The sequence below is a fragment of the Sphaerisporangium viridialbum genome (genome assembly GCF_049674955.1).
Taxonomy (GTDB): Bacteria; Actinomycetota; Actinomycetes; order Streptosporangiales; family Streptosporangiaceae; genus Sphaerisporangium; species Sphaerisporangium viridialbum.
This window is the reverse complement of the sequence record NZ_CP187232.1, coordinates 3,628,588-3,647,495: the sequence shown is the minus strand read 5'-3', so window position 1 is coordinate 3,647,495 and position 18,908 is coordinate 3,628,588. Positions and strand designations below refer to the sequence as shown.

The window sequence follows — 18,908 nt, the reverse complement described above, 5'->3', positions numbered from 1 at the left end:
GCCCCTATCGCACGCTCAGGGCCCGCAGGGCCGCCTTCAGCAGCGCCGCGACCGCGGGGGTGCGCCCGGCGGCCAGGTCGGCGTCGGCCTCGGGGGAGACGATCGCGATCGCCTCGTCGGCGTCCCTGGCGGAGTAGCCGAGGCCGACGAGACCCGAATGCACCTGCTCGCGCCAGGCGGGCTTCTTGGCCTGCCCGTTGAGCGCAGCGGCCACGGCCGCGTCGGGTGTGCCGAGCTTGTCCTTCAGCTCGAGGATGATGCGCTGCGCCCCCTTCTGCCCGATGCCGGGGACCAAGGTGAGCGCCTTGACGTCGGCGCTCGCGACCGCGACCCGCAGGGCGTTGGGCGCGTGGACGGCGAGCATGGCCAGCGCGAGCCTCGGGCCGACGCCCGAGGCGGTCTGGAGCAGCTCGAAGACCGTGCGCTCGTCGTCGGTGCCGAAGCCGAAGAGCGTCAGGGAGTCCTCGCGGACCACGAGCGAGGTGGCGAGCCTGGCCTCCTCACCGGTGCGCAGCGTCGCGAGCGTGCCGGGAGTGCAGTGGACCAGGACGCCGACGCCGCCGACCTCGACCACGGCCGAGTCGGGGGCGATCGCGGCGACGCGCCCGGAGACGGATGCGATCACAGGGCCGCTCCCTTCGCGGATCGGGCCCGGCCCACGCCGGGCGGGCGGGCGGCCTTGGCCTTGGCGACGGCCTCGGCGAGGCGGTTCTGCGTGCCGCCCCGCCAGATGTGGCAGATGGCGAGCGCCAGCGCGTCGGCGGCGTCCGCGGGCTTTGGCATGGCGTCGAGCCGGAGAAGGCGGGTCACCATCGTGCCCACCTGGGCCTTGTCGGCGTTGCCGTACCCGGTGATCGCCGCCTTGACCTCCGAGGGGGTGTGGAGCGCGACGGGAAGGCCGCGGCGGGCGGCGCAGACGATGGCCACGGCGGAGGCCTGGGCGGTGCCCATCACGGTGCGGAGGTTGCTCTGGCTGAAGACCCGCTCGACCGCGACGGCGTCGGGCCGCACCTCGTCGAGCCAGCGCTCGATCTCGGCCTCGATGGCGACCAGGCGGGCGCCGATGTCCTCCCCCGCGGGGGTGCGCGCGACCCCGACCTTGACCAGCTCGAGCGGGGCGCCCGCGCGACCTTCGACGGCACCGAGACCGCAGCGGGTCAGCCCTGGGTCGACCCCCATCACCCGCAGCTCAGGTAGCCGCACCGGCAAGCCTCCCCAGAACGCCGAACACCTGTTCGGCCCCGAACTCTACCCCGGCCGCCCCGGCGGCGCACCACCAACACGCCGCCCCGGCAGGGGGCCGGCGGCCCCGGTCAGAAGTAGTCGAGCATGTACGGCCTGGCGGCGAAGGCGGTGCCGAGGAGCTCGTCGGTGCCGGGGGTGCCGCCCGCGAGAAGCCCGGCGCGGCGAAGGGTGCTCGTCGGGACGCCCGCGAACAGGGCGGACATGCCTCCGATGGTGAGGCGGGGCACCTCACCGCCGGGGGCCGCCGTGACGGCGGTGGCCGTGCCGGCGCCCGCGGAGATCGACAGGCGCCATGTGCCGGAGTTGGCGGGACGCTGCGGATCGTCCACCTCGACGACGGTCTCGGCCGAGATCGCGGCAGGGTAGCCGCGCAGGCCGACGGCGGCGGCCAGGTCGATGAGGCGGAACATCCAGCGGGTCTGCTTGACCGAGTCGTAGGAGCGCTCGCGCAGCAGCCACAGCACCGGGTCGTCGGGCTCGACGGCGGCCGTCACCGTCGTGGCCATGGACGAGGCCGTGCCGACGAGTGACCACAGCGCCCTCGCCGTCGCCTCCGACCCGGCCACGAGGTTCTCGACGTCGATGTCGCCGTCGTGCCAGCGGTAGACGACGAAGCCGTCGTCGGCGAGGTAGGCGAAGTCGTCCTCGTCCGAGAGCCACTGGCGGGTGATGCGCTCCTCCCAGCCGAGGGGCCCGGAGGCGCGCGTGGCGGCGTAGACGCGCTCGAGCACGCTCCTGACCTCGGGGGCGTCGTCCGGCACCATGCGCCTCAGCTTCACCCCGCCGTCGCGGGCGCCGAGCGTGCGAAGGGCCTCGGCGGGCAGGGTGACACGGCTGCGCGCCCCCGCGTGCTCCCAGCCGAGGCCGCGGTAGAGCGGGGTGGTCGCGGGGTAGAGCGCGGAGGCGACGTGGCCGAGCTCCGCGCAGCGCTCGATCGTGCCCCGCATCAGGAAGCGCCCCACGCCGCGCCCGCGCTCCTCGGGGGCGACGGTGACGCTCGCGACGCCCCCCATCGACAGCGGGCGGCCGTGCCACCACTGGTCGTAGGAGTTGATCCTGCTGGTGCCGATCAGGCGCCCGCCGTCGAAGACCCCGAGGTAACGCCCCTCGGCCAGGGACGGCGTGACCATGGCGCGCCACGGCTCCACGCTGCTCGCGGGGAGGGGGCCGAAGGCCCGCTTACGGCTGTCGAGCACGGCGTCGAGGTCGTCGGCCGTCACATCACGGATCTCCACAACGGTCAAACCTATGGCGACCGCCCGGACCTGGTCGAATCATTTCCCGCGCCGGCCTGGCCCGTTCCGTGCTGGCGAAACGGCGTCACCCCCGGCAGGGCCGGGGGTGACGGCAGGCCGCGCTAGTCGAGCTTCGCCAGGACGTCGTCGGAGACGTCGAAGTTGGCGTAGACGTTCTGGACGTCGTCGCTGTCCTCGAGGGCGTCGATGAGGCGGAAGACCTTGCGCGCGGAGTCCTCGTCGAGCGGGACGCTGAGCGTGGGCATGAAGCCGCTCTCGGCCGAGTCGTAGTCGATGCCGGCGTCCTGCAGGGCCTTGCGCACCGGGACGAGGTCACCGGCCTCGGAGACGACCTCGAAGGAGTCGCCCAGGTCGTTGACCTCCTCGGCGCCCGCGTCCAGGACTGCGGTGAGCACGTCGTCCTCACCGAGGTCGCCCTTGGGGACGATCACGACGCCCTTGCGGTTGAACATGTAGGACACCGAGCCGGGGTCGGCCATCGAGCCGCCGTTGCGCGTCATCGCGACGCGCACCTCGGAGGCCGCGCGGTTGCGGTTGTCGGTGAGGCACTCGACCAGCACCGCGACGCCGCCGGGCGCGTAGCCCTCATACATGATCGTCTGCCAGTCGGCGCCACCGGCCTCGAGACCGCCGCCGCGCTTGCGCGCGCGCTCGATGTTGTCGACCGGCACCGAGCTCTTGCGCGCCTTCTGGATGGCGTCGTAGAGGGTCGGGTTGCCCTCAGGGTCGGGACCACCCGTCCGGGCCGCCACCTCGATGTTCTTGATGAGCTTGGCGAAAAGCTTGCCGCGCTTGGCGTCGATCACGGCTTTCTTGTGCTTCGTCGTCGCCCATTTGGAGTGGCCGGACATCGGCTAGAGCTCCCTCACCATCTCGACAAAATACGAATGAACCCGCGTGTCCCCGGTCAGCTCGGGATGGAAGGACGTCGCGAGCAGAGGTCCCTGCCGGACCGCGACGATCCTATCTCCCGGCTCGGCCAGTCCCAGCACCTCGACATCCGCGCCCACCGACTCGACCCAGGGGGCCCGGATGAAGATGGCGCGCATGGGACCGCGCCCCGCGAAATCCAAGGATGCCTCAAAAGAGTCGACCTGGCGGCCGAAGGCGTTGCGGCGCACCACCATGTCGATGCCGCCGAGCGTCTGCTGCCCCTCGATGCCGCCCTCGATGCGGTCGGCCAGCATGATCATGCCGGCGCAGGACCCGTAGGCCGGCATGCCGGCCTTGACGCGCATGCGCAGCGGTTCGAGCAGCTCGAAGGCCTCGGCCAGCTTCCAGATGGTCGTGGACTCGCCACCGGGGATGACCAGCGCGTCCACCGCTTCCAGCTCCGCAGGGCGGCGGACGGCCGCGGCCCTCGCGCCCACGGCCTCAAGGGACCTGACGTGTTCACGCACGTCGCCCTGGAGGGCGAGCACGCCGATCGTCGGCGCAGAGGTCACCGGTGTTCCTCCCAATCACTGCTCGAACGCTCAGGGCGGTACGGCTCCCGAGTCGCCGGCCTGGCGGCCTTGGCCGCGGTCGATCCCGCGCGGATGCGGGCTCGACGCGGGCATGAAGCGGGCACGGCACATCGGTCCCCGTGGGGACGTGTGCGTCTCGAAAGCGTACGGCCATGCGGAACAACGCCCCAAACCGCCTGCGGCTTCCCCGGGCGAGGGCGGGCCGGGTCAGGTCTGGCGGAGCAGCCCGGGGAGCCGGTCCGCGACGACGAAGGTGGCCGCCGTCAGCACCGGGGCGCCGGGGGTGCTGACATAGCGCACGATCTTGAAGTCGGCGGTGAGCGCGGTGGGCTCTATCTTGACCATGAGGTAGCCGCGGCGCCTGAGGTGGAACTTCAGGTGCGGGTTCTTGGCCAGCAGGGAGTCCCTGGAGCGGTCGGAGTCGTGCCCGTCGCCGCCGCTGGTGACCGAGGTGACGGCGAGTTCGGTGCCCGCCAGGGGCGAGAAGGGGTCGTCGTAGTCCAGGGCGAGGTCCCCGGCCCAGTGCGAGTGCACGTCCCCGGTGAGCACGATGGCGTTGCGCACCCCCGCCTCGACCCAGCCTCGGGTGACCCTGGTGCGCGACCCGGAGTACCCGTCCCAGGCGTCCTGCCTGACCACCAGGCCCGAGTCGGGACGCTTGTTGCGCCGCCCGAAGAAGATCTGCTGGCCGATGACGTCCCACAGCGCCTTGGACTGCCGGAAGCCGTCCAGGAGCCACCGCTCCTGCTCGGCCCCGGTGATCGTACGGGCGGGGTCCGTCGACTCCGGGCACTCCTTGAAGCCGGCCGAGCCGCAGATGTACCCGTCGCGGTACTGGCGGGTGTCCAGCAGGTGGAGGGTCGCGAGGCTCCCCCACCGCAGCCGCCGGTAGAGCTGGATGGCAGGCCCCTTGGGCTGGGCGGCGCGGCGCAGCGGCAGGTGCTCGTAGTAGGCCCGGAACGCGGCCTCGCGCCGGTCGGCCGACAGCAGGTTCGTCCAGTTGTTGCGCACCTCGTGGTCGTCCATGATCGCCACCCACGGCGCCGCCGCGTGGGCCGCCCGCAGGTCGGGGTCGGTCTTGTAGAGCGCGTGCCTGCGCCGGTAGTCCCTCAGCGTCCGGGCCTCCGGCCCCTCGTGGTCGCGCACGTTGCCGCCGGGGCACTGCTGCTCGCCCTTGCCGTACTCGTAGATGTAGTCGCCCAGGTGCACGATCAGGTCCGGGCGTTCCTGCGCCATGCGGGTGTAGACGGTGAAGAGCCCGTGCTGGTAGTTGGCGCACGAGGTGACGGCCAGGTTGAGCGACCTCGGCAGCGTGCCGGGCGCGGGAGCGGTCAGCGCCCTCCCGATGGGCGAGACGTACGGCCCGGCCTTGAACCGGTACCAGTACTCGCGGCCGGGATCGAGCCCTGTGACCTCGGCGTGCACGCTGTGCGCCCAGTCGCGCACGGCCTCCTCGGTGCCGCGCCGTACGACCCTCGCGCAGGCCGGATCGGTGGCGACCTCCCAGTAGACCGGCACCGGCGCCGTGGGCATGCCCCCGAAGCCGTCGTCGGCGAGGGGCACGGGCGCGAGGCGCGTCCACATGACGAAGCCGTCGGGAGTGGGGTCGCCGCAGGCCACGCCAAGGGTGAAGGGGTCACCGAAGGTGACACGCAGAGGAGGCACCCCCGATGCCAGCCCCAACACCAGAAACGATCGCCTGTCGAGCACAAGACGATCATTAACTATTCACAGCAAACGCCGGGTATAAGGACACCCAGGTCAGAGGGGATATTTCCGGACGATCAGCATCACGCCTTCCCAGCACCGCGGAGCGCGGCGCGGGAAGGCGCGACGAGAGTTCGGAAGGCCCGTCCGGAAGGCCCGTAGAGCTACCAGCCCCGGGTGGCGAGGCGCTCGGACTCCGGAAGGTTCGCGAGGTTGATGCCGACCATGGCCTCGCCCAGGCCGCGGGAGACCTTGGCGATGACGTCGGGGTCGTCGTAGAACGTGGTGGCCTTGACGATCGCGGCGGCGCGCTTGGCCGGGTCGCCGGACTTGAAGATGCCAGAGCCGACGAAGACGCCCTCGGCGCCAAGCTGCATCATCATGGCGGCGTCGGCCGGGGTGGCGATGCCTCCGGCGGTGAACAGCACGACGGGCAGCTTGCCGGTCTTGGCGATCTCGGCGACCAGCTCGTAGGGCGCGCGCAGCTCCTTGGCGGCGGCGTAGAGCTCGGCCTCGTCGAGGACGGCCAGGCGCTTGATGTCGCCGCGGATCTGGCGCATGTGGCGGGTGGCCTCGACGACGTTGCCGGTGCCCGCCTCGCCCTTGGAGCGGATCATCGCGGCGCCCTCGGCGATGCGGCGCAGGGCCTCGCCGAGGTTGGTCGCCCCGCAGACGAAGGGCACGGTGAAGGCCCACTTGTCGATGTGGTTCGCCTCGTCGGCGGGGGTGAGCACCTCGGACTCGTCGACGTAGTCGACGCCGATGGCCTGGAGCACCTGGGCCTCGACGAGGTGGCCGATGCGGGCCTTGGCCATGACGGGGATCGAGACGGCGGCGATGATGCCGTCGATCATGTCAGGGTCGCTCATGCGCGACACGCCACCCTCGGCGCGGATGTCGGCGGGCACGCGCTCGAGGGCCATGACGGCGACCGCGCCGGCGTCCTCGGCGATCTTGGCCTGCTCCGGGGTGACGACGTCCATGATGACGCCGCCCTTGAGCATCTCGGCCATGCCGCGCTTCACGCGGGCGGTGCCGGTGACGGCGGTGTCGGTGACTTCGGGGGTGCTGCTGGACACGGTCTTTCCTCACGAGCGCGACAATGGGTTCCCGTCCATGTTAGGCGCTGATCAGCGTGGCCCTTGACGGTCCGGATCGTCACATGTTCCGGCGATCGTTGACAGGGTGTACGCCTTGGGCCCGTCCGCCGGTGAAGGCCGAGGTCATCGCCTGGTCTCCCGGGCGCCCCGGACGGGCCGCCACAGGGCCGGACGGGCTTGCCTCAGGGCTGGACGGGCTTGCGGGCCGCGAGCACGATCCACACCTGGCCCCGGCTGAACTTCATCGGCTCGCCGCCCACGGTGGTGAACATCGTGCCCGCCTTCTCCGACGAGCGCGACCATTCGGCCTTGTAGGCCTTGCCGTCGCGCAGGACGACCGCCTTGCCCGTGCCGGTCGTCTGGATCAGCGGGGTGTAGCTGCCGGTGAAGTCGTGGAACTCCGACCTGGTGGTCTTGGCGTACTGGACGACGATGGTGGGGGCGCCGAGCTGGCCGCCCTCGGCCGCCATGTCCTTCTTGCCGTCCTGCGTCACCAGCCAGCGCTTCTGGGCGGCGGACCAGGTGAACGTGAAATTGGCCGCCGGATATTTGACAGAAAATGACTTTTTGGGGGTTCCGCCCTCGGGCGCGTCGCCGAACTCCCAGCCGAGGTCCTTGGCCCGGGTGGCCTTCGGGGCACCCGCCAGCAGCTTCTTCGTGTCGGCGAACAGGTTGTACGGGGCGACCCGTCCCGGCTGCCGGAAGTACGCGCCGGGCGCCGCGCTGTCGGAGACGTCGAACAGCGACGCCTCCCTGACCAGGGGCACCATCTTGCTCTGCACGCCCGAATAGGCGAGCGCCGGCTTGCCGAACATCGGCAGCAGGTGCAGGTCGGAGATGCGCGCGCTGCGCACGGGGCCGACCTTCTCCGGGATCTTGGAGGAGAAGACCGCCATCAGACGGGTCAGCCCGCCCTCGACCTGCTCGACGAACACCAGGTCGGCGCTGCGCAGGCCGAGCTGCGGCTTGCCCGAGGAGGTGTTCTCGATCTTCACGGCGAGCACCGGCTTCCGGCTCGCCACCGGCTGCCCGGTGAACGGGTGCTCGGGCGGCGGCGAGGGGGTCGCCGCGACCGTCCCCGCGGGCTGCGCCCCCCCGGAGGCCGGCGTGGCCCCACCGGCGGACGAGCACGCCACCGCGGGCGCTAGAACGGCGGTTCCCGCCAGCGCGATGCCAATCACCCGTTTTACGCGCACAGCCCGGCTCCTCCCGATTTCTCCTAAAGCGCCACGAGCTTACCGATGGTTGGCAATAGGTTTCTGCTGGTACGCCCGAAGTTTCGTCGATTCACAGCCATGTCGGAGCAAAGCCCAGGTCATGATCCCTGCGAAACGCCAAGGAACCTTCAAGACCGCCCGCCGAGGGCGCGCGGGCGGCCGTCAGGACTGCTGGGCGAAGGACGCGGGCTCGTCGTCGTCGATCTCGAAGTACGAGGGGTACTCGGTGTGGCCGGCCAGGCGCAGCGTGCGGGCCAGCCAGCGGCGCTGGGCCTGCCGGGTCACCCCCACCGCGTTGTTGTAGAAGCGGCGGGAGTAGATGACCTTCGTTACCGCGGTGTCCAGCTCGGCCATCAGGTCGGGCCCCGCCGGGGTCTCGGCCAGCCGCTCGCGGAAGCGCTCCTGGTCCATCACGGCGCGAAGGGCGCGCGACAGGTCGCTCTCGGCGTGCTCGCGCTCCTCCGGCCCCGCCGTGCGCGCCTCGTGCGTCGCCGCGGCGAGCACCAGGCTGGTGGCGGGGTCGAGCACCCGGGAGGCGGCCAGCTCCATGCAGACGGCGGCCCGGCGTATCAGCGCGGCGTCCAGGGCGGCACGGGCGGTCTCCAGGCGGATGTGCAGGCGGTCGAGCCGCCCGGCCCGCCAGGAGATGTAGACGGCCGCGAGCACGACCACCACTCCCACCACCAGGATGACCATCGTGGTGGTCACGAGGCCTCGCCTCCGTGGGCCCGGACGCCCTCGGGCACCCGGTCGCCGTGATCGCCGTGATCTGTGTGGTCGCGCCCCCGGCCCTGCTGCTCCTCCTCGACTCCCCCGGCCGCGGTCGCGGTCACCGTCTCGTACACCCGCACGACGTCGCGGGCGACCGTCGACCAGTCGTACTTGCGCACGGCCAGGCTCGCCTCTCCGGCCAGCTTGGCCCGGCGGGCGGCGTCGTCCAGGAGGGCGGCGGCCTCGCGCGCGAGCGAGGCCGCGTCGCCGGTCACGAACAGCGCGCCCGCCTGCCCGTCGCCCAGCACCTTGCGGAACGCGGGGATGTCGCTGGCGAGCACGGTGGCGCCCGCGGCCATCGCCTCGGCGAGCACGATGCCGAAGCTCTCGCCGTGGGTGTTCGGCGCGCAGAAGACGTCTACGGAGTGGTAGGCGCGGGCCTTGTCCTCCTCGCTCACCATGCCGAGCACCCCGATGCGGTCACGCAGAGCGGCCGGCACCCTCGCGAGCACGTCGTCGGCGTCGCCCGGGCCCGCCACCAGCAGCCGCAGGCCGGGACGCTCGGGGGCGAGCAGCGTGAACGCCTCCAGCAGGATCGGCAGGCCCTTGCGCGGCTCGTCCATGCGGCCGAGGAACCCGATCACGCCGCCGTCCGGGCCCCAATCGGGCAGGGGCTCCGCCTCGGCGTACCGGCTCACCGTGACGCCGTTGGGGATCAGGACCGCGTCTCCCCCGAGGTGCTCCACCAGGGTCTTGCGCGCGGCGTCCGACACGGCGATGCGGCCGGTGATCTTCTCGAGCGCGGTGTGCAGCACGGGCGCGGAGACCGACATGGCGCGCGAGCGCTGGAAGGAGGCGTGGAAGGTCGCGACGATCGGGCCGCGCGCGGCCCAGCAGGCCAGCAGGCCCACCGAGGGGACGGCGGGCTCGTGCACGTGGAGCACGTCGAAGCGGCCCTCTCGCAACCACTTGCGCACGCGGTTGGCCGACAGGAAACCGAAGGCCAGGCGCGCCACCGAGCCGTTGTACGGCACGGGGATGGCGCGGCCCGCCGAGGTGACGTAGAACGGCAGCGGCGCGTCGTCGGACGCGGGAGCGAGCACCGACACGTGGTGGCCGTCGGCGATGAGCGCCTCCGCGAGGTCGCGGACGTGCGCCATGACCCCGCCGGGGACGTCCCAGGTGTAGGGGCAGACCATGCCGACCCTCATGGTGCGCTCACCGTGGCTCCAGGTCGTCGAGCCAGAGCCGCTGCAGCATGTGCCAGTCCTCGGGGTGCTGGGAGATGCCCTCCTGGAAGACGCGGGCCATGCTCTGCGTCATGACCGCGACCTTCTCCTGGCGGGTGCCCTCGGCGGGGACGGGGATCTCCTCGTGGATGTGCACCCCCCAGCCGTCGCCCTCGAACCACAGCGTGGCCGGGTGCAGCGCCGCGCCGGTCTGCAGGGCCAGGAGCGCGGGACCCGCGACCATGCGGGTGGTGCCGTCGAAGAAGTCGACCTCGATGCCCTTCTCGGTCAGGTCGCGCTCGGCGGGCAGGCAGATGGCGCGGCCGGCCCGCAGCCGCTGGGCCAGGGTGCCGAAGGCGTGCGCGGTGCCGCCTCCCTTGGCGGTGAGCGGCAGCACCTCCATGCCGAGGCTCTCGCGGAACGCGACGAAGCGCTCGTACAGCGACTCGGGCTTGAGCCGCTCCATGACCGTGGTGAAGGGGTAGCCCTTGTGGATCAGCCAGGCCCCGGCGAGGTCCCAGTTGCCCATGTGGGGAAGGGCGAGCACGATGCCCCTGCCGGAGTCGACCGTCGAGAAGATCCGCTCGCCCTCGATGTCGCGCATGCCGGTGAGGATGCGCTCCTTGCCGATCACCGGAAGGCGCAGCGCCTCCATCCAGTAGCGGAAGTAAGACCGCATGCCGGCCCGGCTCAGGTCGCGGACCGACGGGTCGGCGGCGTCCTTGCCCGTCACCCGGGCGAGATTCGATTCGAGGCGGCGCACGAGCTTGCCGTGACGCCACCACATGACGTCGGCGATGAAGCGGAAGGCCCACGCCGCCACCGGCTCGGGCAGCTTCGGCACGAGCACCCAGCCCAGGTGGTATGCCCAGGCAACGAGCCGATCAGTCAACGCGAGGTTCACCCCCAGAAGTCGGTAAGAAGACCTGTCCTCGATGAAGACGGTCGTAAGTTCATGTTGTCACCGTCTGCCGGTAAACGTGGAGAATCCGCTGGCCGGCGGTGAAGGCGCTGGCCGCCGCCAGCAGCCAGAGGCCCGCCGCGAGGATGTACGGCACCCCGAGGCCCCCGAGGCCGGCGGCGACGAGCACGACCAGGAGCCGCTCGGAACGCTCGGCGAGGCCGACGTCGCAGCTCAGGCCGAGCCCCTCGGCACGCGCCTTGGCGTACGACACGACGGCCCCCGCGACCAGGCAGAACAGCGCGACGCCCGCGAGGACGGTCTCGCCGGTGGACATGAACCACAGGATCAGCCCGGAGAAGATCGCGGCGTCTCCGACGCGGTCGAGGGTGGAGTCGAGGAAGGCGCCCCACGTGCTGCCGCTGCCGAGCATCCGGGCGAGGACGCCGTCGAGCAGGTCGGCGAGGACGAAGACGGTGATGACCACCGAGCCCCAGAACAGCTGGCCGCGCGGATAGAAGATGAGCGCTCCCGCGGCGACGCCGAGCGTGCCGAGGAGGGTGATGACGTTCGGACTGATCCCCCGGCGGGCGAGCGCCCGGCCCAACGGGGTGAGCACACGGGTGACGGCGGGGCGCAGGAGCTTCAACATCGCGGTCCGATCGTAGGCCACGTGGGACCCCTGGTTCGAACGTAGCCCCATGGTGACCCATCAGGCGCGAATCGGGTGCGAGAGGACGGGAAGGGGGAAGGAAACAGACGAGAGGGAAACGGCCGGGGAACGCGCGCGCAAGTCCAGACGTCATTTCACACGCACTTTTGCCTGTTCCCTCTTGTGATCCGCGCCACAGAGGTAAAGGGTGAATGCACCGCGCTCTCTCGGGCGGCGGGCGCGGCGGCGGACGATGTGGCCGCGCGCGGCCGCATCTCACGGCGAAACGCGGGAGGCGACGTGCCGGAGAGAACCACGGGCGGAACATCAGGAGCCGCGGGCAGGGCACCCTCGGCCGACCGGCCGGATGCGGTGCGCAATGTCGCGCTGGTCGGCCATTCCGGGTCAGGCAAGACGTCGCTCGTCGAGGCCCTGCTGGCCGCGACGGGCACCATCCAGCGCACGGGCAGGGTCGAGGACGGCACCACGGTCAGCGACTTCGACGAGGTCGAGATGCGCCAGCAGCGCTCGGTCAACCTGTCGGTCGCACCGGTGTCGTACAACGGCATCAAGATCAATCTGCTGGACACCCCCGGGTACGCCGACTTCGTCGGCGACCTGCGGGCCGGCCTGCGGGCGGCCGACGCCGCCCTGTTCGTGATCTCCGCGGCGGAGGGCGTCGACGGGCTGACGCGCATGCTGTGGGAGGAGTGCGCCTCGGTCGGCATGCCCCGGGCGGTCGTGATCACCAAGATCGACCACCAGCGCGCCGACTTCGACGACGTGGTGGCCACCTGCCAGGACATCTTCGGCGACGGCGTGGCCCCGCTCTATCTGCCCGTCGTGACCAACGGCCACGTGAACGGCCTGATCGGGCTGCTGTCCCAGAAGTTCTTCAACTACGCCACCGGCACCCGCACCGAGAACGCGCCGGGAGCCGCCTACCAGGAGCAGATCGAGACCTACAGGGGCTCGCTCATCGAGGGCATCATCCAGGAGAGCGAGGACGAGTCCCTCATGGACCGCTACCTCTCGGGCGAGGAGATCGACACCAAGGTGCTGATCGACGACCTCGAGAAGGCCGTGGCCCGCGGCGGCTTCTATCCCGTGCTCGCCACGTGCGCGACCCCCGGGTCCGGCGCGGTCGTCGGCATGCTGGAGCTGCTCGAAGTGATCACCGCGGGCTTCCCCTCGCCCATGGAGCACCCCCTTCCTGAGATCACCACGATCGACGGCGGGCCGGCGCCCGGGCTCACGTGCGACCCGGACGGGCCGCTCGTCGCCGAGGTCGTCAAGACCACCAGCGACCCGTACGTCGGGCGCATCAGCCTGGTGCGGGTCTTCTCCGGCACGCTGCGCCCCGACATGGTGGTGCACGTCTCGGGCCACGGCCTGGCCGAGCGCGGGCACGAGGACCACGACGTGGACGAGCGCATCGGCGCCCTGTCCTCACCCCTCGGCAAGCTCCAGCGGACCACCACCAAGTGCGCCGCGGGCGACATCTGCGCGGTGGCCAAGCTCGGCAGGGCCGAGACGGGCGACACCCTGTCGGACAAGGACAACCCGCTGCTGGTGAAGTCCTGGACGATGCCGGAGCCGCTGCTGCCGGTCGCCATCCGGGCCAGGTCCAAGGCCGACGAGGACAAGCTGTCGCAGGCCCTCGCGCGCCTGGTCGCCGAGGACCCGACCCTGCGCCTGGAGAACAACGCCGAGACCCGCCAGCTCGTGCTGTGGTGCATGGGCGAGGCCCACGCCGACGTGCTCCTCGACCACCTGGCCAAGCGCCACGGCGTGGAGGTCGAGCGGGTGGATCTGCGGGTGCCGCTGCGCGAGAGCTTCGGCGGCAAGGCCCAGGGCATGGGCCGCAACGTCAAGCAGACCGGCGGCCACGGGCAGTACGCCATCTGCCACATCGAGATCGAGCCGCTGGAGTCCGGCGGGGGCTTCGAGTTCGTCGACAAGATCGTCGGCGGGGTGGTGCCGAGGCAGTTCATCCCCTCGGTCGAAAAGGGCGTGCGGGCCCAGATGGAGCGCGGCGTGCTGGCCGGATACCCCGTCGTGGACATCAAGGTGACGCTGTACGACGGCAAGGCGCACTCGGTCGACTCCTCGGACATGGCGTTCCAGATCGCCGGGCAGCTCGCGCTGAAGGAGGCGGCGGCGAAGGTGCCCGCGCTGCTGCTCGAACCGGTGGACGAGGTGTCGGTGCTGATCGAGGACGAGCACGTCGGCGCGGTGATGTCCGACCTGTCCTCGCGAAGGGGACGGGTTCTCGGCACCGAGCCGGTCGGCGTCGGCCGCACGCTGGTCAAGGCCGAGGTGCCAGAGCTGGAGATCACCCGGTACGCCATCGACCTGCGGTCCATGTCGCACGGCACGGGCACCTTCCAGCGGAGCTTCCTGCGGTACGAGCCGCTGCCGTCCCACCTGGCCGAGAAGCTCAGGTCGGCCCCGGAGTAGGGAGGGTCACGGCGGGCCACGTCCACCCGGCCGGCACGCGCGAGGGCGCGTGCCGGCCGAAGGGTAAGCCACTTGTCACCCGGCCACCCGGTCCGGCTGCCGCACCGGCGCGCGGCACAGGACCGGCCGGGGGCCCATGGCCGCGCTACCCCAGGTGCCGCCCGGAATATCCCGCGCCGCACCGGGCCGACGACCGGCCGCCGACCAGGACCCCGGGAATCACAAGGGCCCCATCGGTCACGATGGCATCACGATACGATTTCTTTTATTGGGCCTTACCATCGCTTTGCCGATGCCAGACTGATGTCCCATGCGAAACGGACATCGGCCCCTGCTCGCCGCCGCGACCTTCGCGGTGGTCACCACCGGCGTCGCCTACTTCTTCGGCCCGGGCGCCGTTCCGGCGGACAGCGAGACCAAGCCCGCCGCCACCCGGGCGGCCCGTCCCGCCACCGCGGAGGCGTGCCAGGTGAGCGCCAAGTACCCCAAGCGGCAGCTCCGGGGAGTCTGGATCGCCACCGTGCACAACGTCGACTGGCCCTCCAAGACGGGGCTCGACCCGGCCCGGCAGCAGGCGGAGTACGTCCGCATCCTCGACGACGCGGTCAGGCGCAACTTCAACGCGGTCTTCGTCCAGGTGCGCCCGGCGTCCGACGCGATCTACCGGTCCCCCTACGAGCCGTGGTCCCAGTGGCTCACCGGCACCGCGGGCGAGGATCCCGGCTGGGAGCCGCTGCCCTTCCTGATCGCCGAGGCGCACAAGCGCGGCCTGGAGTTCCACGCCTGGTTCAACCCCTACCGCGCGGCGGACAAGGACGACCTCACCAAGCTGCCGGCCGGCCACCCCGCGCGGCAGCACCCCGAGTGGGTCGTCAAGCACGAGGGCAAGCTGTACTACAACCCCGGCCTGCCCGAGGTGCGCGCCCACACCGTCAAGGTCATCACCGACGTCGTGCAGCGCTACGACGTCGACGGCGTGCACTTCGACGACTACTTCTATCCGTATCCGGGCAGGGGTACGAAGTTCGCCGACGCGGACGCCTTTACAAAGTACGGCAAGGGCAAGTCCCTGGCCGGCTGGCGGCGGGACAACGTCGACAAGCTGGTCGCCCAGGTCGGGAAGGCCGTCCACGCCGCCAAGCCGTACGTCAAGTTCGGCATCAGCCCGTTCGGCATCTGGCGCAACAAGTCGGACGACCCCTCGGGCTCGGACACCAAGGGCCTGTCGGCCTACGACGCGATCTACTCCGACGCCCGCACGTGGATCAAGGCGGGCTCGGTCGACTACATCATGCCGCAGCTCTACTGGCCGCGCGGGTTCGCCGCCGCCGACTACGCCAAGCTCGTGCCCTGGTGGGCGAACGAGGTCAAGGGCACCGGAGTGCACCTCTACATCGGCCAGGCGCTCTACCGGGTCGGCAACAAGGACGTCGCGGCCTGGACCAAGGCCGGCGAACTGCCCGCCCACCTGACGCTCAACCGCAAGTACCCCGAGGTCCAGGGGGACGTGTACTTCAGCGCCGCCCAGGTCGGCAAGAACCCCCTCGGCGTGCTCGACAAGATCGTGCAGGACCACTACCCCCGCCCGGCGCTGCTCCCGCTGATGAAGGAGCGCGGCGGCGCCGCCCCGGCCGCGCCGGCGGGCCTGCGGAACTCCGGCGGGACGCTCGTGTGGAAGGCCTCCCCCGGCGCGCGGTCCTACGCCGTCTACCGGGTGGCGGGGGCCAAGGCGGACGACTGCGCGACCGCCGACGCCCGCAACCTCCTGGCCGTCGTCCCGGCGACCGGCGCGGCCGAGCAGTCCTACACCACCACCTCGCAGGGCACCTACCTGGTGAGCGCGCTCGACCGCCTCGGCAACGAGAGCGCGCCCGTCACGGCCACGCTCCCCTGACCGGCCGCGAGCGGACCACCCGCGAACTTGGCTAGGGTTCGTGGGTGGACGCGGCCGGGGTCGGGGGACCCCGCGAGCGCGCCCCCTCTGGGTCTTCCCGGTGAACCACGCCCGGCCTCCATGTTCGTGCGGTGTTCAGCGCGGTTTCCTGTACCGGGGCGCCAGGTTTCCCGTACGGTGCCAAGCATTTGCCGGTGGACGGGTCGTGGGAGGTCAGTGGTGAGGCGTGCGCTCTGCGCGTTGGCCGTGATCGTGTCGGGGCTCCTGCTGGCCCCCGCCGCCGCGCGGGCGGACGGTCCCGGACGGGTGGCGCTGATCGGCGTGCCCGGGCTCCACTGGCATGACGTGAACGCCGCCGACACCCCGAACCTCTGGCGGCTGGCCGGCCAGAGCGCGCTCGGCTCGCTGTCGGTGCGCGCGGTCGGCAGGATCACCTGCCCCTACGACGGGTGGCTCACCGTCTCTGCCGGGGTGCGGTCCTCGGTCGGCTCCAAGTGCGGGCCTCCCCCGGCGCTGGAGCCGCAAGGGGCCGGGGCGGTCATCCCCGGCTTCGGCTGGCTCTGGACGGTGCGCGACGTCGCGTACGCGGGCACGCTCGGCACCGCCGCGCACGCGGCGGGCCAGTGCACCTCGGCGGTCGGCCCCGGGGCGGCCCTCGCGCTCGCCGACCGCGCCGGGCGCGTCGACCGCTACGCCCCCTCCCCCGACGGGCTCGCCGACTGGTCCGCCTGCGGGGTGCTGGCCGTGGACGTCGACGACCTCATCCGCCCGTACATCGACGGCGAGCGGCTGTCGGAGGCGCCCGAGAAGCTCTCCCCCGCCCAGCGCAGAGCCGCCCTGAGCGTGGCGGACGCCAAGGCGGGCTCGGTGCTCGCGCACCTGTCCCCGGGCACCACCGTGCTGCTCGCCGGGCTGTCCGACCACGGCTCGGAGCCGCACCTGCGCGTGGCGATGTGGCGGGCGCCCGGCGCCCAGGGCCACTTCCTCGGAGCCACGTCCACCCACCGGGACGACATGGTCATCCTGCCCGACCTCACGGCCACGATGCTCAAGGCGGCGGGAGCGGCCGTCCCCGCCACCGTCATCGGAGCGCCGTGGCAGGCGGGCCGCGCCACGACCGTGGAGGACGGCGCCACGGCGCTGCGGCACGCCGACATCGCCGGGCAGACCATCCGCGAGGTGGGCGGCGTGTTCTTCACCGCCCTCGCGGTGCTGCAGGTGCTCTTCTACGTGGTCGCCTTCCTGCTGCTGCGCCGCCGCCGTGGCCTCGGCGGGGTGCGGATCGCCGCGCTCGGCCTGGCCTCGCTCCCGGTCTCGACCTACCTGGTCAACCTCACGCCCTGGAGCCGCGCGGCCGTGCCCATGCCGGCGCTGGTGGCCGGGGTCCTCGTCTGCGCGACCGTGCTGACCGGCCTCTCCTTCGCCCTGCCGGCCCTGTGGTCGCGCCTGCGCGGCCGTCCGGGGGCCGGAGGCGTGCTCGGGCCGCCCTCGGTCGTGGCGGCCGTCACGGCGGGCGTGCTCGTGGCCGACCTGCTGACCGGCACCACCCTGCAGCTCGACAGCATCATGGGCTACACCGGCGTCGTCGGCGCCCGCTACTACGGCCTCGGCAACATCCCCTTCGCCCTGCTCGCCACCGCCGTGCTCCTGGTGACCACGGCGATCGCCGACGGGCTGGTGCGGGCGGGCCGCAGGAAGGCCGCCGTCGCCCTGGTGGCCGGCCTGGGCGGCTTCGCGATGATCCTCGACGGCTGGCCAGGGGTCGGCAGCGACTTCGGCGGCGTGATCGCGTTCGTGCCGGGCATCGCTGTCACCGCCCTGCTGGTCGCCGGCAAGCGGGTCTCGATCGTCAAGCTGGGCGCCTTCTGCGTCGCGGGCGGCGTCGTCGTGATGGGCATCGCCTACCTCGACTACCTGCGCCCGCCGGGCTCGCAGACCCACCTCGGGCGGTTCGTCGGGCAGGTGGTCGACGGCACTTTCGTGCCGGTGATCCTCAGGAAGCTCACGGCCATGCTCAGCACGCTGCTCTCGCCGAACCTCATGCCGATCGTCATCGCGGCCTTCGCGTTCCTGATCTTCGCGCTGTTCCGCCCCGGCGCGGCCAGCGCCGGGGTGCTGCCCGTGGCGTTCGAGCGGGCTCCGATGCTGCGCGCCGGCCTCATCGGCGCCCTGGTCAGCGGGGTCGTCGGCATGCTGGTCAACGACTCGGGCGCGGCGGTGCTGTCGATGGCGCTGGCGCTGGCCGTCCCGCTGGTGCTCTCGGCCGGCATCCGCGCCCTGACCCCGGCCCCGCCCGGGCCCTCCCCCGTGCTGCGCCCGCTCGCGGCAGGCTAGGCATCGGCCTCGCGGCGGGCTAGGCGGGCCAGGCGTCGGCGAGGAGGTCCCGCGTGTCCTTGAGCAGTTGCGGGAGCACCTTGGTGTGGCCGACCACCGGCATGAAGTTCGTGTCGCCACCCCAGCGCGGGACGACGTGCTGGTGCAGGTGGCCGGCGATGCCCGCCCCGGCGACGTGGCCGAGGTTCATGCCGACGTTGAACCCCTGCGCGCCGCTGGCCTTCCTCAGCGACACGATCGCGCGCTTGGTGAAGTCGGCCAGCTCCACGGTCTCGCCCTCGTCCAGGTCGGCGTAGTCGGCGACGTGGCGGTACGGGCAGACCATCAGGTGCCCGGAGTTGTACGGGTAGAGGTTGAGCACGGCGAACACCGATGAGCCCCGCGCGACGACGAGCCCGTCCTGGTCGCTCATCGTGGGGATCTCGCAGAACGGGCACCCCTCACCCGGCCCCGTGCCGCTCGGCTTGTTCTCCCCCTTGATGTAGGCCATGCGGTGCGGGGACCACAGACGCTGGAAGTTGTCGGGCTCTCCCGCACCGGACTGCTCAATCGGCTCCTGCATGCCTTGCAGCATAGGACGAGGCATCCGCGTGGTGGAGAGCGGGCGCGTCCAACGACCGGGGACGGTTCGGGCACGGTTTCGGCGGAATCTCACCCGGGCGGCGGGCCCGACCGGTATGACGGGGAGGTGCCGCCAGGACATCGGCCCCGAAACCGGCATCGGCCCCCTAAACGA

At 71.8% G+C, this 18,908-nt stretch carries 16 protein-coding genes; 3 read left to right on the top strand and 13 right to left on the bottom strand.

Annotated elements, in window-relative coordinates:
* Positions 1-4 precede the first annotated feature (4 nt).
* The 12 genes from ruvA to pgsA all read right to left on the bottom strand — a co-directional run bounded on the left by ruvA (position 5) and on the right by pgsA (position 11,484).
* Positions 5-625 (bottom strand): Holliday junction branch migration protein RuvA, encoded by a 621-nt coding sequence (gene ruvA / locus ACOZ38_RS16035; protein WP_405147609.1) that lies wholly within the window; start codon positions 623-625, stop codon positions 5-7.
* A complete protein-coding gene (ruvC, locus tag ACOZ38_RS16030; RefSeq protein ID WP_405151982.1) occupies positions 622-1,188 on the bottom strand; it encodes a crossover junction endodeoxyribonuclease RuvC in 567 nt (188 codons plus the stop codon). Before ruvC ends, ruvA begins: the two co-directional genes overlap by 4 nt.
* 125 nt (positions 1,189-1,313) lie before the next feature.
* On the bottom strand, positions 1,314-2,480 hold the full coding sequence (locus ACOZ38_RS16025) for a GNAT family N-acetyltransferase (protein ID WP_424531489.1): 1,167 nt from the start codon (positions 2,478-2,480) through the stop codon (positions 1,314-1,316).
* Positions 2,481-2,602: 122 nt separating this feature from the next.
* Entirely contained in the window at positions 2,603-3,352 is a 750-nt protein-coding gene (locus tag ACOZ38_RS16020; RefSeq protein WP_358558564.1) for a YebC/PmpR family DNA-binding transcriptional regulator, read from the bottom strand.
* 3 nt (positions 3,353-3,355) lie between these two features.
* Positions 3,356-3,946: a pyridoxal 5'-phosphate synthase glutaminase subunit PdxT gene (pdxT, locus tag ACOZ38_RS16015; RefSeq protein WP_405147605.1), complete on the bottom strand. Its 591-nt coding sequence runs from the start codon at positions 3,944-3,946 to the stop codon at positions 3,356-3,358.
* A 228-nt stretch (positions 3,947-4,174) separates the two neighbouring features.
* Positions 4,175-5,632 carry an alkaline phosphatase D family protein gene (locus ACOZ38_RS16010; protein WP_424531488.1) on the bottom strand — a complete coding sequence of 486 codons (1,458 nt, stop codon included), beginning with the start codon at positions 5,630-5,632 and terminating at the stop codon, positions 4,175-4,177.
* 206 nt (positions 5,633-5,838) lie between these two features.
* A complete protein-coding gene (pdxS, locus tag ACOZ38_RS16005) occupies positions 5,839-6,753 on the bottom strand; it encodes a pyridoxal 5'-phosphate synthase lyase subunit PdxS (protein ID WP_424531486.1) in 915 nt (304 codons plus the stop codon).
* A gap of 203 nt (positions 6,754-6,956) precedes the next feature.
* Positions 6,957-7,970 carry a DUF3048 domain-containing protein gene (locus ACOZ38_RS16000; protein ID WP_424531484.1) on the bottom strand — a complete coding sequence of 338 codons (1,014 nt, stop codon included), beginning with the start codon at positions 7,968-7,970 and terminating at the stop codon, positions 6,957-6,959.
* Positions 7,971-8,153: 183 nt separating this feature from the next.
* Positions 8,154-8,699, bottom strand: a complete 546-nt coding sequence (locus tag ACOZ38_RS15995; protein WP_405147600.1) for a hypothetical protein — start codon at positions 8,697-8,699, stop codon at positions 8,154-8,156.
* Entirely contained in the window at positions 8,696-9,913 is a 1,218-nt protein-coding gene (locus tag ACOZ38_RS15990) for a glycosyltransferase family 4 protein (RefSeq protein ID WP_424531483.1), read from the bottom strand. The genes ACOZ38_RS15995 and ACOZ38_RS15990 overlap by 4 nt, the downstream gene beginning before the upstream one ends.
* Positions 9,914-9,920: 7 nt before the next feature.
* Complete coding sequence (locus ACOZ38_RS15985; RefSeq protein WP_424531482.1) at positions 9,921-10,823, bottom strand: phosphatidylinositol mannoside acyltransferase; 903 nt, start codon at positions 10,821-10,823, stop codon at positions 9,921-9,923.
* A 61-nt stretch (positions 10,824-10,884) separates the two neighbouring features.
* On the bottom strand, positions 10,885-11,484 hold the full coding sequence (gene pgsA / locus ACOZ38_RS15980) for a phosphatidylinositol phosphate synthase (protein ID WP_405151981.1): 600 nt from the start codon (positions 11,482-11,484) through the stop codon (positions 10,885-10,887).
* Positions 11,485-11,784: 300 nt separating this feature from the next.
* Here pgsA and ACOZ38_RS15975 point away from each other — a divergent pair, with 300 nt between their 5' ends.
* The 3 genes from ACOZ38_RS15975 (at position 11,785) to ACOZ38_RS15965 (ending at position 18,172) form a co-directional block, all read left to right on the top strand.
* Positions 11,785-13,944, top strand: coding sequence for an elongation factor G-like protein EF-G2 (locus ACOZ38_RS15975; RefSeq protein WP_424531480.1), 2,160 nt, complete (start codon positions 11,785-11,787; stop codon positions 13,942-13,944).
* Between the two features lie 310 nt (positions 13,945-14,254).
* The gene (locus tag ACOZ38_RS15970) at positions 14,255-15,838 is read left to right on the top strand and encodes a glycoside hydrolase family 10 protein (RefSeq protein ID WP_424531479.1); all 1,584 of its coding nucleotides are present in this window, start codon (positions 14,255-14,257) and stop codon (positions 15,836-15,838) included.
* A gap of 219 nt (positions 15,839-16,057) precedes the next feature.
* On the top strand, positions 16,058-18,172 hold the full coding sequence (locus tag ACOZ38_RS15965) for a hypothetical protein (protein ID WP_424531477.1): 2,115 nt from the start codon (positions 16,058-16,060) through the stop codon (positions 18,170-18,172).
* A 19-nt stretch (positions 18,173-18,191) separates the two neighbouring features.
* Here the strand turns inward: ACOZ38_RS15965 and ACOZ38_RS15960 are convergent, their stop codons facing one another.
* Positions 18,192-18,734 carry an HIT family protein gene (locus tag ACOZ38_RS15960; protein ID WP_424531476.1) on the bottom strand — a complete coding sequence of 181 codons (543 nt, stop codon included), beginning with the start codon at positions 18,732-18,734 and terminating at the stop codon, positions 18,192-18,194.
* Between the last annotated feature and the right edge of the window lie 174 nt (positions 18,735-18,908).

Excerpts from the sequence above, each read along its gene's own strand:
- ACOZ38_RS15990 (WP_424531483.1), bottom strand. The coding sequence starts at position 9,913 with ATGAGGGTCGGCATGGTCTGCCCCTACACCTGGGACGTCCCCGGCGGG.
- pgsA (WP_405151981.1), bottom strand. The coding sequence starts at position 11,484 with ATGTTGAAGCTCCTGCGCCCCGCCGTCACCCGTGTGCTCACCCCGTTG.
- ACOZ38_RS16020 (WP_358558564.1), bottom strand. The coding sequence starts at position 3,352 with ATGTCCGGCCACTCCAAATGGGCGACGACGAAGCACAAGAAAGCCGTG.
- ACOZ38_RS15970 (WP_424531479.1), top strand. The coding sequence starts at position 14,255 with ATGCGAAACGGACATCGGCCCCTGCTCGCCGCCGCGACCTTCGCGGTG.
- ACOZ38_RS15960 (WP_424531476.1), bottom strand. The coding sequence starts at position 18,734 with ATGCAGGAGCCGATTGAGCAGTCCGGTGCGGGAGAGCCCGACAACTTC.